Raw genomic sequence first — 15136 nt, 5'->3', positions numbered from 1 at the left:
TACTCCTGTTAAAGTTAACACTCATTTGTGGTAAACCTTCTACTTTTTCAATAATAATGTCTGAGGCACCTGCTACATTTTGAATCAAATTTTTTACTTGCTCTGCTTTGTTAGCTAAAATCGATAAATTATCACCAAAAATTTTAATCGCAACATCTGCTCTAACCCCAGTAATCAATTCGTTAAAACGCATTTCTATAGGTTGGGTAAATTCTACTTCCATACCAGGAATGATAGCCAATGCTTTTTTGAATTCATCTGCTAACTCGTCTTTACTATTTGCAGAAGTCCATTCGCTTTTTGGTTTTAGTTTGATGATTACATCACTTTCTTCCATAGACATAGGATCTGTGGGTACTTCTGCAGCTCCAATTCGACTAACTACTTGTTCGACTTCTGGAAATTTATCCAATAAAATTTGCTCAATTTTGGTAGTTATTTCTATAGTTTTACCTAAGGAAGTACCTGTTTTTAATACAGGTTGAATTACAAAATCTCCTTCATCTAAAGTAGGTACAAATTCGCCACCCATTTTGCTAAATATCCAAAAGCTGGTTGCCAATAAAATGGTAGATAAACCAATGACTAATCGTTTGTTTTGTAAAGCCCAATTGATAACAGGTTTGTACCAAGAGTTTAAGAATTTCATTAATCTAACAGAAATATTTTTATCACTTACTTTTTTAGGTTTTAAAAAGATAGATGAAACTACAGGAACATAAGTTAGACACAACAACATAGCCCCAATTAAAGCAAAGCTAAAAGTTAGTGCCATGGGTTTAAACATTTTGCCTTCTACACCACTTAAAGATAAAATTGGTATAAATACAATTAAAATGATGAGTTGCCCAAATATGGCAGAATTCATCATTTTTGATGCGCTTTTTAAAGTAATTGAATCAATTTCTGTTTGTTTCTGATTATTTTCTAATGTCTTTAGATGTGCTGTTTGAGACATTATTTTAAATGCGATATACTCTACAATAATAACAGCACCATCTATAATAATTCCAAAATCGATGGCACCTAAACTCATTAAGTTTGCATCAACACCAAAAATATTCATTAAAGAAATAGCAAATAATAAACTTAGCGGAATTACAGAAGCCACCACCAAACCAGAACGCAAATTGCCTAACAATAAAACCACCACAAATATTACAATTAACGAACCTAAAATTAGGTTTTCTGCCACTGTAAATGTGGTTTTTCCAATCAACTCACTTCGTTCTAAAAAACCATTTATATAAACGCCTTCTGGCAATGAGTTTTGTATCGAAGCAACACGCTGTTTTACAGCATCAATAATTTCTTTCGAATTCCCGTTTTTAAGCATCATTATTTGGCCTAATACTTTTTCGCCTTCACCATTTCCTGTAATAGCTCCAAAGCGTGTGGCTTTTCCAAAACCAACCTTGGCAACATCTTTAATAAAAATGGGTATACCTTCATTTTTAACCACAATATTGCCAACATCTTCTAAAGTTTTAATCAAACCTTCTCCACGAATAAAAAAGGTTTCATTCGTTTTTTCTATATAACCACCACCAGCAACACTGTTGTTTTTCTCTAATGCATCATAAATTTCAGAGATTGAAATATTCATGGCATTTAATTTATTCGGGTTGATTGCCACTTCATATTGCTTTAAAAAACCACCCCAAGTATTTACTTCAACAACACCAGGAATACCAGATAATTGACGTTTTACAATCCAATCTTGTATGGTTCTTAAATCTGTAGGATTATATTGTTCTTTAAAACCAGGTTTTACATCTAAAATATATTGGTAAATTTCGCCCAAACCTGTTGTTATTGGGCCCATTTCTGGAGATCCAAATCCTTGTGGTATTTTCTCAGACGCCGATTTAATTTTTTCTGCAATTAATTGTCTGGGCAGATAAGTGCCTAAATCGTCTTTAAAAACAATGGTTACTACAGATAAACCAAATTTAGAAACAGATCTGATTTCTTCTACACCAGGTAAATTGGCCATTTCTAATTCTACTGGATAGGTAATAAATTGCTCTACATCTTGTGTAGATAAATTTCGCGATGTGGTAATAACTTGTACTTGATTGTTGGTAATGTCTGGTACAGCACCAATGGGTATTTGGGTTAAAGAATAAACACCAAAACCAAGAATAAATACTGTAAAGAGGAAAATTATCAGCTTATTTTGTAAGCTGAATTTTATAATGTTAGTTAACATAATTCATAATTATTAAGATAAAATAAAAGCCTGTGTAAAACAGGATTAAAACCTAAAATAAATTATGCGTTTTTGGGTGGTTGAAAAACAGCAGGTTTTTCAAAAAAAGAATGCAACTCCTTGTAGAAGTAATTTTGTTTTGTTTGATAAGCTATGTTTTGTTTTGGTTTAAATACAGTTGTATTTAAAGTAAAAATAGAAGGTAAATTATTGTGGTTATGAGCATCTTGCTTAAAAGGTAACTTTTCATGCTCATCGTGTTTTGGAGTTTCATTTTCTCCATAATGTTCTACTAAAAATTCCACAAAACTATCGCCATATTTTTCTTGATGAAATTGAGCATGTTCTAACAATACTGTTAACTTAGAAAATGATTCTAAATTAACGTTTAGACTCTGAAAAAGAATCATTTGCGCTAATAGTATTGATATGAATTTTGACATCTAGTTGCAAAGTAAGAAAATTTTTTAACAAACAAGTGTTATAATTGTTACCAAGTACAAAACTTTAACAAATTAAAAGACAGCTCTTAATTGAATACTACCATTATGAATAGTTTTAGAGTTTTCGCTTTTTCTTCCTAAATAATTTAGGTTTAAATTTAAAAAAGAGTTCAATTTTCTGTTGAATAAAACATTCCAAGTATAATTTCTACCAGCTTGCAAACCTTCTAACATTTGGTAGGCAACAGGTGTGTTGGTATTGCCTGTAAAATTATTTATAAAAGCATTTATATTAGCGGTAATTTGATTTTTTTTACTGCTTAAATAAAAATACTCAAAACCAATTTTATGTTGTTGTAGAGTTTCAAAATCAGCTAAATTATTTGTTTTATTTTTAAAATGATAAAAGGCCGATAATCTATTGTTATCACTATACAAAAAACTAATTTTGGGTTGTATTTCGGTGCTTTCTACAGTGTAATTTCTGTTGTTAAAATTTTCTGTTTCTAATTTGTTTTCTGCTATTTTTCCTAAGAATTCTATCAACCAAAAATTAGAAAATTTATGGGCAAAATCTATTTGATGACTTTTGGTATTATTTTCTTGTGTGCCTATTAAAAATTGTTGTTTGTTTCTTAAAGTGCCATAGGTGTATGTTGTGCTATATTTTTGTAGATTTCTGTTAAAGTAAATACTATTTCTTAAGCTAAAATTTAAGCCTAATAAATTATTTTCATTAAAATTAAAAGGATTAAAATTAAACGAATTTCCAACTCTAGTTTGTTCGTTTTCTACACTTAAAAAACTATCATTACTAAAATATGAAAGAGTTTTTTTAAACCCTTTTTCTTTTTTCCATTGATTAAAATTTAGATTTATAGTTTGTCTGAATTTTGCTTTTTGAGTTGCAATAAAACGCAAGTTAGGTTTGGGTACTCTTAAATAATTGGCTTGGTCTTGAAATTCTGCAATTTCAAATTCATCAAAATCTTGTATGCCATCATTGTTATAATCTAACCAAGTATAATACCCAAAACCTGGTTCTGTTTTTATATATATAAACTCTTGTCTTGCAATATTACCAGAAGAGGTTTCGTAAAGTGTGCTAAGATTTACAAAATTATTAAATAATTTTTGATTGAATAAAAGTCGAGAATTTAATGTTTTTTCATTTGCTGAAAAAGCATTTTCTGTAAGTCTATAATTTGCATACACACTTAAATTTGTTTGTTTATTTTGGATTAACTTACTGTTTATGTAAAACGATTTTCGGTTATTAATTTCTGTAAATCGATTGCTTTTTATACTATCATTATTTCTGTAATTTATACCGAATTTAGCATATACTTTAGTTGTATCTCCAATACCAAAATAAGTTTCATATTCTTTAAATCGATGACTTGTATTGATGAAATTATCAGTTGCAATTTCCTTTCTGCTATTGGTTTCTAAATTAGTTAAAGCACCTACCCAAGTATTTTTAAAAGAATGCTCTACTTTTGCTTGAGCTCTTAAAAAACGGTTATCTTCTAAAGTAGAGGTATTTGTTAAAAAACTGCCATCCACAAAAAAGGAGGTGTTGTTTAGTTTTATTTTTGCATTTATATCGTGTTTGTTTCCATTATAAGTATCTATATAATTTAAGTGATTGTATTTGTATTTTAAAAATCCTTTTTCTTTATTTTGTAATACTAGCTCTGATTGAAAATAGTTTTTAGTTGCATTGTTGGTTAGTAAATTCCAATCTCTATTAAACTCTACACGTTCCCACCTTTGTAGGGTTTTAAAGTTTTTTTGTGCAAATTCGTGATTGATATTACTAGTTAATTGCCATTTTTTATCAATTAAAACTTGCTGCCAACCAATTTTTGCAGCAATCCCATTATTTTCTGAATTGTCTATGGTAGAAAACAAATTGGCATCGTTATTACTAATTGCAACCTCAGAAGAAAGTGTTGTTTTTTTGGTGGGTGCATAATTAGATTTTACCATAAAAATTTGTGATTTTGTAGGTGGAATTAATCTAGTTATTGGACTGTAATTTCCTTGGTTTACACCTGCATAACTAAAAATATTACCGATTGCAGTGCTACTTTCTAAGATATAATCTCCATTATCGCTACCAACATTTGTAAACGTAACAAAATAGAGTTCCTCATTTGGGTCTGTAGTATATTCAAAAATTTCTACAGCACCAATTGTGGTTTTCTTATAGAGTATTTTGTTTTCGTCAAAAGCATCTATAAAAGCACTTTCTGCAAACATTAAATTGGTATTATTACCTGCATTTGCTAGTATTTGTTTTTGTGGATCTGTTAAAGCTTGCTGTAAAGGCTGATTTTTTGCATCATTTTCACTGTAAAAAAAACTGTTGATATCTAGTTTTTCGGATGTGTATTTTACAGATTCGTAAGTTACAAAACGTGTGTAATTTCTGTCTGAGTATTGAAAATCTATCCAGATTCTCATATCATTGGTAATAGGGTAGCTGGTGTTAAAAGTGATTTCGCCTAAATTATAATCTATGGTATAATCTTTATTTTCTCCTCTTTGTATTTGAATTCCATTGATAAATACTTTTTCACTACCACCAATAATTACAATATTGGGTTCGTTATTAGCACCTACAATTTTGTAAGGCCCTTGGTTACCCTCTCTACCCACAATGGTAAATGTGTTAAATTTACCACGCACAACAGCCCCAGAAGCGCTTACTTTTAAATTGTTGTTAATATTCGCCTCTACTTCTAAACCAGCAGCTTGTTTTACAAAAGGAGCAAAAAAACTTTCGCTATTTTTTAGTGATAAATCTCCAGCTCTAACGCGCCAATTTTTATGAAACATTTCTACAAAAATTCTATCAAAGTCTGTGATATTTTGCGAATATCCGTTTTCTTGTATCGGGATGTTTGTATCCCAAATATTGGCTTTTAAGTTGATTTTATCGGATAATTTTCCTGAAATTTCTAAATCTAAAGCAGCATTTGTAACCGCATTTTGATTGTTTCCAGAGGTGATTCCTCTTGAAATAAAACCTTTGGTTTGTAAACCATCAAATAATTTTATGTTGGTGGCTTCTTTATTGGTGGTTAAACTATACAACTTACCAGAACTTGTGTTGTTGGGTAAAATTAAGCGTTCATCAAAAACAGCATAGGTTTTGGTAATAAATTCTGGAAATCTATAATATTCTACGGTTATCTCTGGATATTTTTTTGCATTAATAATTAAGGTTGCTTCAGTATGATTTACAATGTATTCTAAAGGATTGATGGGTTTTAAAAAAGTATTTAAAACTTTAAATCGCATCGGATTTATAGCAACAGAATCAAATTTTAAGGTATCTTTTTTTAGCAGAAATTTTTTAGATCTAAAATCTGTATTTATTGTTTGCGCTTGTAGAGAGCATCCTATTAAAACAAGCCATAAAAAAAGAAATTTGTTATTCATAAAAAACCTTACGTTTTAAACGTAAAAATATGTCTTTTAATATGCCATTACGAAATTAAAAAAGTGATTGCTGTTTTACAGGATTTTCATGATCTAACAACCATTTTTTACGCCAAATACCGCCTCCATAACCTGTTAAAGAACCATTTGAACCTATAACTCTATGACAGGGAATAATGATCCAAAGCGGATTTTTACCATTAGCTGTGGCTACAGCTCTAATTGCTTTTGCGTCTCCTAGAGCTTTACTTTGTGCCAGATAATTGGTGGTTTTACCATAGGGAATATCTAATAGAGATTTCCAAACTTTTATTTGAAAAGCGGTTCCTTTTGGGTTTACAGTTAAATTAAAACTGGCTCTTTCACCTTTAAAATATTCTTCTAATTGTACCACACAATCTTGCAAGCAATAAGGGGTACTTTTTTTTAAATCATTTTCAGAAACTTCATTTTCATCTAAAACAGTAACCTCTTTTATACCATTGGTATCGCCCATAATTTTTGCGATTCCTATAGGTGTTTTGTAGTATGTTGTTGCTGTTTTTATCATTTATTATACTCCAAAAATCTCTTTTGAATTCTGAGTAGTAATGTCCGCAATTTCTTCAAAAGATAGCCCATAAATGTCTACTAATTTATCTACAACATTGGTAATATAAGCACTTTCGTTTCTTTTGCCTCTGTATGGTGTTGGTGCCAAATAAGGTGCATCTGTTTCTAAAACAATATTTTTGATGTCAATTTCATTTAAAAATTGATCAATTTTACCATTTTTAAATGTAACAACGCCTCCAATACCTAATTTCATATTGTAAGAAATCGCTTTTTCTGCTTGGGCTTTTGTACCCGTAAAACAATGAAAAACACCGTATAAACCGTCTCCTTTTTCAGATTCTAAAATTTCAAATATTTCATCAAAAGCATCTCTACAATGTATTACAATAGGTAGTTCTTTTTCTTTTGCCCATTGTATTTGCGTTTTAAAAGCCTCTTTTTGTTGTTGTAAAAAAGTTTTGTCCCAATATAAATCAATACCTATTTCTCCAATGGCATAAAAATCTCTTTGATCAACCCATTTTTTTACATGCGCCAATTCTTCTTTATAATTTTCTTTTACAGATGTTGGATGCAAACCCATCATTAAAAAAACCTCATTTGGAAAGTTCTTTTCTAATTGCAACATACTTTCTGTGTAAGATGAATCGATTGCAGGAATAAAAAAACGAGAAACGCCTGCATTTTTAGCACGTTGCATCATTTCTTTTTGGTCTTCTTTAAATTGACTAGAATATAAATGGGTATGAGTATCTGTAATCATTTTTTAAAAAATTAAAGCACAAAACTAATAAATAACTGTTTGATTTCTTACAAATTATCAAGTTTCTAATTTTGAACTAGGAAACTTTAAACTTTGAAACCTAAAACTTTGAACTTTAACGTACCTTTGCATAAAATTTTAAAGCATGACTTTTAAAGAATTAGACTTATCTAACCAGTTGCAATATGCTATAGACGATTTGGGTTTCGAAAACCCTACACCCATTCAGCAGCAAGCATTTTCTGTAGTTAGGTCTGGTAAAGATGTTGTAGGTATTGCACAAACAGGTACAGGTAAAACCTTTGCCTATATGTTGCCAATATTAAGAGATTTAAAATTTTCTAAAGAAAAACATCCTAGAATTTTAGTGTTAGTGCCAACTCGTGAACTTGTAATACAAGTAGTAGATGAGATTGAAAAACTAGCTAAATATATTAATGTTCGTGTTTTGGGTGTTTATGGTGGCACCAACATCAACACGCAAAAACAAGCCATTTTACAAGGCCAAGATATTATTGTAGCAACTCCAGGACGTTTGTATGATTTGGGTTTAAGCAACGCTTTAAAGCTAAAAAATATTCAGAAATTAGTTATTGATGAAGTGGATGTGATGCTAGATTTAGGGTTTCGATTTCAACTAATGAATATTTTTGAAATTATACCAGAAAGAAGGCAAAACGTTTTATTTTCTGCAACAATGACAGAAGATGTAGATAATTTAATTTATGATTTCTTTAAAAATCCACAAAAAATATCTATTGCAGTTAGTGGTACACCCTTAGATAATATTAAACAGGAGTCGTATAATGTACCTAACTTTTTTACCAAAGTAAATTTGTTAAACTACCTTTTAAAAGACACAAAAACGTATCATAAAGTTTTAATTTTTGTGGGTTTTAAAAGAACTGCAGACTTGTTATTTAAGCATTTAGAAGAAGTTTTTAATGATGAGATGTGTGTAATACACTCTAATAAAACACAAAATTATAGAATACGTTCTATCAAACAATTTGATGAGGGTAAAAACCGAATTTTGCTAGCTACAGATGTAATGGCACGTGGTTTAGATTTTGATGAGGTTTCGCATGTGATTAATTTTGATACACCCGATTTTCCAGAAAATTATATGCATCGAATTGGTAGAACAGGTCGTGCAGAAAAAGAAGGAAAAACGTTACTTTTTTCTACAGAAAAAGAGCAAAAAGCAAAAGCAGCCATAGAAACTTTAATGGATTATACAATTCCGGTTTTAGAAATACCAGCAGAAGTAGCAATTTCTACGATGCTAACTGAAGATGAAAGGCCAAAAGAAGACAGAGAACAATCTAAAAACAGAACTGGTTTAGAGTATGTGCCTGGGCCAGCTTTTCATGAAAAAAGTGAAAAAAATAGCAAGGTAAACTTAGGAGGTTCTTATAGAAGAGAAATTGCAAAAAAATATAAGAAACCTAAAACTAGGGGAGATAAGAATTATAATAAGCGTAATAAAAAGAAAAAATAAAAGTAAAGGTCCTGATGAAAATCAGGATTAGTTCAACGTATAATATTGAATACGTTTTTTAAACTTTTCAATATTTAGTTTCACTAAAATAAATAAATTATGCAGGTTTTAACAGCTCAAGAGTTACATAATTTAGCAATGAATATTGTAGGCGAAAAGCTAGAGAAAATGGGGTATGAGTTTCAAGCCATTAATAGTACGTTAAAAAGACATCCGCAGTTTGTATTATTTAAAAAAGGTGAACCCACTATTTTTGTTTTGGTAAAAGCCACCAATAATTTACAAAACCCAAATGACTACGATACTATTTGGATGGAAACCTTTAAAAATCACGCAAAAAAACAAAATGCCAAAGTTTGGTTTGCTGGTGTGGGTATTGCCAATGCAGAGAGTGTAGAAAGCCCTGTGTTTAAAAACCAACCTTATTATGTGGCTTTTGAAAATTTTATAAAGATTTTGGAGTAGTTTCCTTTAACGATTTTCTTGATGATTAGTGGAGTGTTTCACAATCTAATTTAGCAAATAGTCACAGATAGAAAATATTAGAGGAATTTTTGTAAGTGAACTAAAAACAGTAATATGGTTTATAGGTTCTTGCTAAATCGTTATTTCTATAGTTTTAGTAAATCTTCTGGCTCATTAAATTCAAAATCTATTAATTCTTTATTTTTATTAAAAATAATTTTAGTTGGCCAAAATCTAATATTATATTTTTTATGTAGTACTAAATTTTTTCCTGCATATAAATTTGTCCAAAAAATAGAATCTTCTTTTGTGGCTTTTTCCCAATATTTTTTTTGTAAATCTACATTGATATGAATAATTTCAATTCCGTTATTATTTAGAATACTATTTTTAGATTTCAGTTTTTTATTAAATGACCTACAAGGACCACAACCAGCTGTCCAAAAGTATAAAACTGTAAATTCATTCTTTTCTACTAATTTAGATAATTCGTGTTTTTGATGATTGATATCCTCTAAAATAAACTCAGTAAATTCAATTTTATTTTTGTCAATCTTATTGATTTCATTAATTTTCTCCTGTAGCTTATAAAAACTATTGTTGTTTGGTTTTATTTTTATTTTGTTAAAAAAAAGATTAATTTTTGTTCTTTCTTCTTGAGTGATATCTTCATTTGATTCAAAAACAAAGCCTTTTAACATATCACTTAATATTTCAATTTTGAGTATTTCATTTTTTGATTCTTTAAATTTCTCCTCATAAAGATTTAACAATTTTCTTTTTATTTCTGGATAAACATATTTATTTAGGCTATCTCTCTCAGAATATGAGAAGTAAATTCCTTTTGAAATATTAATTTTTTTGTCATAATAATTTTGAAATTTTTTGTTATTCCCATTGTTTGTAAATACTATTTTTTTAAAACTATAAATAGGTGCAAAAATTGCTGAATCTATTTCTGTAGAATCTTTAGTTATATTGAAATTTAAATTGATTGAATTTTTTTCAGGCAAAACTCTTACTACTCTTCTTTGATTATTATACTTATCTAAGTTATAAGAACTTTCAATATAACCCATTTCAGTTGTTTCTTTAAAAGATTTAAAAATTACTTTTCCATTTTTCACCTTTTGAATTTGTCTCTTTTTAAAATCCTCTCCATTTATAGAGTATACAAGTTCTAAACCTTCTGCTTTTTCAACATTGCATATTATTTCATTAAATTCTTTATTCTTATTACACGAAATAAAAACTACTAAAAATATTAATATTATCTTTTTCATATTTAAGATTTTGAATGGGTAATGTTTGCCAACTTAGTTGTTTATTGAAAGTTGTGCTTTTATAAACGAGGAATTTCTTGCGAAAATTTAGACGCTTTCAAAAAAGCAACAAGTTTTAGTTTAGCTAAAATTATCAATATTTTAATACACGGAGTAGGCATAAGTTTTATTTAACTAATATTTCTCTTAACTTATTAATATTACTTGGTCTTGGTGCATTGTTAGACACTATGTTTCCTTTATTATCAATAATTAAGTATTGAGGAATACTAATTCCATTTTTAACCAACGAATGATTTTTTGTAAAATCTTTAACAAAACCCGGATTTGCAAGGGTATGTGTTCCAGTTAAATCATAAAACTTTATGTAATCTTTCCATTTTTGAGTAAGGTCTTCTTTGTCAATAGAAATATATATTTTTTTATAATTGTACTCTTTGAGTAAACTATCTAATTTTTTATTATGTTTGAATTCTTTTTTACAAGGTCCACACCAAGTAGCCCAAACATCTACATAATATTTTTCTCCGTTAAGTTTTGGTATTAATTCCGATAAACTATTGATTTTTTTTCCATCAATAAATTTCATAGTTTTCGGCATTTCTTGATTAATTTTACTGTAATAATTTTTAATTATATCTATTTCAGGTTTAATAAATTGAGTATAAATACTATTTGGAAATGTACTATCAAAATCATTAAAAGCTGTTATTAAACTTTTTTCATAATGTTTTTGTACGGCATTACTAATTATATAAAATGCCCATAATTTTTCTTGAGTTTCTTTAAATGAAATAGATTTAATTATCTCTAAATCATTGGTTATTAATTTATCTTCTTCCCAGTATTTTTGTAGTTCTTGATATGTGAATTTTCCTTCATGAACATTATAAAAATGTTCTTTATTTATTATATAGTTTTGCGCATGTTCTGTCCAATATAATGGTCTGTTTTCAATTTCAATTGGATATTCTTTTATAGTTTTTGTTATTAATTCTTTAGCCTTGTTAAAATTTATTGGTTTTCCTATTCTATCTTTTACTAAAATTACACTGATTAATAAATCTGCATATGTGTAATCAACATCTGTTTTTAAAATTTTATATAAATCTTCGTCAATTAAGTTATCATTATTTAATCGATTTAATTCTTTTGATTCTAAGTTTTTTAAAGAATCTATTTTAGTTACAATCTGTTCAGCGATTGTATCGTTAGCAAATGTGTTGAATACTGTGTTTATAATAGGTCTTTTTATTTTGTTAAAATAATTACTACCAACAGAATTTTCGCCAGTAAATACCTTTGACGTATCAGTTACAGTCAGTACGTAATTTTTATTTGGTTGTAAAACTAACCTGAGCCATTTATTATCTACAATAATTCTAATAATTTCAGGTTTTTCAATGTTAGTTTGAAATTTTAATATGCCCTTATCATTTCTATATATGGTGTCTTTATTTTCTTTCCATAAAATAATGTCGTCAATTGGTCTAATAATTTCAAAGGAATCTAATTTATCTCTTTCATTTTCCGAGATTATTGTAATGCTTGTAACTTTCTTTTCTGTACAAGAAAAAATAATAAAGACAAATAAGTAAAGTAGTTTATATTTCATTTCTTTTCAATTTTTTTTAAAAATTTATGCCAACGTTATTGTATATACTTAAAATTTCGGTTTTTATGTTCGTGGTTTTTCTGAATGAAAATCAGACGTAACAAAATAAACAATTACATTTCTTTTAGCCAAACACTAGCAATTTTTTATATGTGGTTTATGTTAGTAAAAGTAATTATAATTTCGATTGTCCTTTCAGTTTATTATTTTTCAAATTCGAATCTTTAAACTTTATTTCCAGAGAATAATTCAAGAATTCAAAATCTTTCTTATAAAACGTTTTTTGTGATGCATATTTTACGATTTGTCCTGGTTTTAATTCAGAAGTTGATTTGTCAAAACTTATGGTTTTTCCATTAATTTTTAAAAACACCTTATAACTTTTTGCTGGAATAATTGTATTTCCAGTATTTTTTATTTCATAATGATAGTAAATTCCATTGTATTCAGTTCTTTTCTCAATTACTTTCATAGCTTTTATGTCAGTGATTTTTGGTTCAACAATTGAATTGGCAAAAAGTAAGTTAATTCCAATTAATAGTAATGTCAGTGATTTCATAGTTTTAAATTTAAAGTTAATATTTAGATTTTTATGTTTGCAAACTTGTTTTCTATTTTCATATATGACTGTGCTTAAATACTGAAACAAGTTCAGCACAAGTAGTTTTATATCAGAAGTTAAACGAAGTTAGTGGTTTTTTAATAGAAAGTTAAGACCTTCTAATTTTATAAAAACAAAAAAACCAATCAAATTTGAGTGGTTTTTAATATTCTTTAAAACTAAATAATTATTTAGCATCTTGCTCTAACAAATCAAAAAACTGATTTAATCTAGGCATAATAATTATTTTGGTTCTTCTATTTTTTGCTTTGTTTTCAGGAGAATTGTTTGGTACTAAAGGTACATATTGACTTCTACCAGCAGCAATTAATCTTTGTGGTTGTACACCATATTTGTATTGTAAAATTCTCGTAATAGAAGTTGCTCTTAATGCAGATAAATCCCAATTGTCTTGTATAATATCTCTTTTAATTGGTGTGGAATCTGTGTGTCCTTCTATCATAACATCCATTTCTGGTTGGTCATTTACAACTTTTGCTATTTTCTCTAAAACAGTGTAAGCATTGTCAGTTACGTTGTAGCTACCGCTTTTAAACAATAATTTATCAGAAATTGAGATAAAAACTACTGTTTTTTCTACATTCACTTCAATGTCTTTATCTTGTATACCTTCTGTTAAATTTCTTGTTAGGTGGTATTTGATTGCTAAGTTCAAAGAATCTTTCTGCGTCATTGCATCTCTAATTCCGTTAATATACTTGTCTTTTTCGCTTAATTGAGAAATAACACTTTTAATATTATCTGAAGAAGACTGTGTTAAAACTGTTAAGTTTTCTACTTGCTTTAAAGCAGTCTTTTTGTCTTGTTTTAAATATTTTACTTGTTCTTTTAAAGCAAAGGTTTGTGCATCGTCTTTTTCTTTTTCAATTAAACATTTCTGTAAATTGGTTTTTACGGCTAGTAATTCTTTTTCCGTTTTTTGTTTTTCTGCTTGTAATGCAACAAACTCTTTTTTAGTAACACAAGAACTTAGTATTACTGTAGCTAATAAGATAAATGATATTTTCTTCATTATAAATATACTTAATAATTTTATTAATGACACAAATTTAACAAATTAGACGAATAAAAAGTACGATTAACAAGAATTTGTGAAAAAATTATATCGTATTTTTGTTTCTTCTAACAATTCTTTATGAAAGGCCTATATTTTCTGATAATTTTTAGTACAACTTTATTATTTTTTAGTTGTAAGAAAGAAGTAGTTTTATCTGATTATTCCTTAAGAGGTGCTGTTTTTGGTACTACTTATAAAATTACGTACTTAAATGCAGCTACAAATTATCAAAAGGAAATAGATAGTTTGTTTTTAAAAATGAACAACTCCCTTTCTACCTACATTCCTAATTCGGCAATTTCTAAAATAAACAAAGGGGATACCACTGTTGTTGTAGATGATTATTTTGTAGAAGTTTTTAAAAAATCTAAAAGAATTTTTAAAGAAACTCATGGTTATTTCGATCCTACAGTTGGTAATTTGGTAAATGCCTGGGGTTTTGGTCCTAAGAATATCAAAAGAGATCTAACCGATGAAGAGGTACGAAAAGAAATGCAATTTGTGGGGTTGCAAATGGTAACTTTAAAAAATAATCAGATTAAAAAAAAATACAACCAAATTTATTTAGATTTTAACTCTATTGCTAAAGGCTATGGTATAGATGTAGTAGCAAGGTTTTTAGAAAAACAAAACATACACAATTATTTAGTTGAAATTGGAGGAGAGATTAGAACAAAAGGACTAAAGGAGGAAAACAAACCTTGGGTAGTTAAGTTGGTAGACCCTATTAATACAGAGACTGGATTTAAAAAAATAAACTTGTCTAATAAATCTATGGCTACTTCTGGTAACTACAGAAAATTTAGAATTACTGACTCAGGTAAAAAATTTGTACACACTATTAATCCAATTACTGGTTTGGCTACTGAGAGTAATTTGCTTAGTGCTTCTGTGATAGCAAGTTTAGATTGCGCAGATGTAGATGCTTATGCGACTGCATTTATGGCTATGGGTTTAGAAAAGACAAAATCATTTTTAAAGAACAATCCTCAACTAAAAGTAGTTTTGTTGTACATAAATAAAGAAAATAAATTAGAAGAATTTTCTAATTATACCTACGATTAGGTATAGATTTTTATCGTTTTTTCTTTATATTGCATATTTTAAAAAAATACATTAACAATTATTATGAGAAAAATACTACCTATTTTATTTTTTTTAGTTTCATCT

12 protein-coding genes are annotated in these 15136 nt (G+C 28.2%); 3 read left to right on the top strand and 9 right to left on the bottom strand.

Translation table 11 applies throughout. The features are described 5' to 3' along the window. The 5 genes from ACTG3S_RS08480 to ACTG3S_RS08460 form a co-directional block, all read right to left on the bottom strand. On the bottom strand, window positions 1-2212 hold a 2212-nt coding region (locus ACTG3S_RS08480), incomplete at its 3' end, for an efflux RND transporter permease subunit (protein WP_439128924.1). A 62-nt stretch (window positions 2213-2274) separates the two neighbouring features. Then, window positions 2275-2655, bottom strand: a complete 381-nt coding sequence (locus ACTG3S_RS08475; RefSeq protein ID WP_439128923.1) for a hypothetical protein — start codon at window positions 2653-2655, stop codon at window positions 2275-2277. Window positions 2656-2727: 72 nt separating this feature from the next. Beyond that, the gene (locus tag ACTG3S_RS08470; protein WP_439128922.1) at window positions 2728-6105 is read right to left on the bottom strand and encodes a hypothetical protein; all 3378 of its coding nucleotides are present in this window, start codon (window positions 6103-6105) and stop codon (window positions 2728-2730) included. A gap of 55 nt (window positions 6106-6160) precedes the next feature. Then, window positions 6161-6655, bottom strand: a complete 495-nt coding sequence (locus ACTG3S_RS08465; protein WP_439128921.1) for a methylated-DNA--[protein]-cysteine S-methyltransferase — start codon at window positions 6653-6655, stop codon at window positions 6161-6163. A 3-nt stretch (window positions 6656-6658) separates the two neighbouring features. Beyond that, complete coding sequence (locus ACTG3S_RS08460; protein WP_439128920.1) at window positions 6659-7423, bottom strand: TatD family hydrolase; 765 nt, start codon at window positions 7421-7423, stop codon at window positions 6659-6661. A 145-nt stretch (window positions 7424-7568) separates the two neighbouring features. Between ACTG3S_RS08460 and ACTG3S_RS08455 the strand changes: the two genes are divergently transcribed. Together ACTG3S_RS08455 and ACTG3S_RS08450 are read left to right on the top strand one after the other, a co-directional pair. Beyond that, window positions 7569-8924 carry a DEAD/DEAH box helicase gene (locus ACTG3S_RS08455; protein WP_439128919.1) on the top strand — a complete coding sequence of 452 codons (1356 nt, stop codon included), beginning with the start codon at window positions 7569-7571 and terminating at the stop codon, window positions 8922-8924. Between the two features lie 99 nt (window positions 8925-9023). Beyond that, a complete protein-coding gene (locus tag ACTG3S_RS08450; RefSeq protein ID WP_298947644.1) occupies window positions 9024-9389 on the top strand; it encodes a Na(+)-translocating NADH-quinone reductase subunit F in 366 nt (121 codons plus the stop codon). A gap of 146 nt (window positions 9390-9535) precedes the next feature. On the opposite strand, the gene ACTG3S_RS08445 is transcribed toward ACTG3S_RS08450, so the two are convergent. The 4 genes from ACTG3S_RS08445 to ACTG3S_RS08430 all read right to left on the bottom strand — a co-directional run bounded on the left by ACTG3S_RS08445 (window position 9536) and on the right by ACTG3S_RS08430 (window position 13921). Continuing rightward, window positions 9536-10672 carry a TlpA family protein disulfide reductase gene (locus ACTG3S_RS08445; RefSeq protein ID WP_439128918.1) on the bottom strand — a complete coding sequence of 379 codons (1137 nt, stop codon included), beginning with the start codon at window positions 10670-10672 and terminating at the stop codon, window positions 9536-9538. Window positions 10673-10838: 166 nt separating this feature from the next. Next, the gene (locus ACTG3S_RS08440; RefSeq protein ID WP_439128917.1) at window positions 10839-12287 is read right to left on the bottom strand and encodes a TlpA family protein disulfide reductase; all 1449 of its coding nucleotides are present in this window, start codon (window positions 12285-12287) and stop codon (window positions 10839-10841) included. Between the two features lie 175 nt (window positions 12288-12462). Then, window positions 12463-12846 (bottom strand): hypothetical protein, encoded by a 384-nt coding sequence (locus ACTG3S_RS08435; protein WP_439128916.1) that lies wholly within the window; start codon window positions 12844-12846, stop codon window positions 12463-12465. 229 nt (window positions 12847-13075) lie between these two features. After that, complete coding sequence (locus tag ACTG3S_RS08430; protein ID WP_439128915.1) at window positions 13076-13921, bottom strand: OmpA/MotB family protein; 846 nt, start codon at window positions 13919-13921, stop codon at window positions 13076-13078. Window positions 13922-14044: 123 nt separating this feature from the next. Here ACTG3S_RS08430 and ACTG3S_RS08425 point away from each other — a divergent pair, with 123 nt between their 5' ends. After that, entirely contained in the window at window positions 14045-15031 is a 987-nt protein-coding gene (locus tag ACTG3S_RS08425; RefSeq protein WP_439128914.1) for an FAD:protein FMN transferase, read from the top strand. Window positions 15032-15136: the final 105 nt, after the last annotated feature.

The organism is Polaribacter sp. (assembly GCF_965656025.1).
GTDB lineage: Bacteria > Bacteroidota > Bacteroidia > Flavobacteriales > Flavobacteriaceae > Polaribacter.
The sequence above is the reverse complement of the archived record's forward strand: the minus strand, read 5'-3'. Positions and strand labels throughout refer to the sequence as shown.

Excerpts from the sequence above, each read along its gene's own strand:
- ACTG3S_RS08450 (WP_298947644.1), top strand. The coding sequence starts at position 9,024 with ATGCAGGTTTTAACAGCTCAAGAGTTACATAATTTAGCAATGAATATT.
- ACTG3S_RS08435 (WP_439128916.1), bottom strand. The coding sequence starts at position 12,846 with ATGAAATCACTGACATTACTATTAATTGGAATTAACTTACTTTTTGCC.
- ACTG3S_RS08445 (WP_439128918.1), bottom strand. The coding sequence starts at position 10,672 with ATGAAAAAGATAATATTAATATTTTTAGTAGTTTTTATTTCGTGTAAT.
- ACTG3S_RS08425 (WP_439128914.1), top strand. The coding sequence starts at position 14,045 with ATGAAAGGCCTATATTTTCTGATAATTTTTAGTACAACTTTATTATTT.
- ACTG3S_RS08475 (WP_439128923.1), bottom strand. The coding sequence starts at position 2,655 with ATGTCAAAATTCATATCAATACTATTAGCGCAAATGATTCTTTTTCAG.
- ACTG3S_RS08455 (WP_439128919.1), top strand. The coding sequence starts at position 7,569 with ATGACTTTTAAAGAATTAGACTTATCTAACCAGTTGCAATATGCTATA.
- ACTG3S_RS08470 (WP_439128922.1), bottom strand. The coding sequence starts at position 6,105 with ATGAATAACAAATTTCTTTTTTTATGGCTTGTTTTAATAGGATGCTCT.
- ACTG3S_RS08440 (WP_439128917.1), bottom strand. The coding sequence starts at position 12,287 with ATGAAATATAAACTACTTTACTTATTTGTCTTTATTATTTTTTCTTGT.
- ACTG3S_RS08460 (WP_439128920.1), bottom strand. The coding sequence starts at position 7,423 with ATGATTACAGATACTCATACCCATTTATATTCTAGTCAATTTAAAGAA.
- ACTG3S_RS08465 (WP_439128921.1), bottom strand. The coding sequence starts at position 6,655 with ATGATAAAAACAGCAACAACATACTACAAAACACCTATAGGAATCGCA.
- ACTG3S_RS08430 (WP_439128915.1), bottom strand. The coding sequence starts at position 13,921 with ATGAAGAAAATATCATTTATCTTATTAGCTACAGTAATACTAAGTTCT.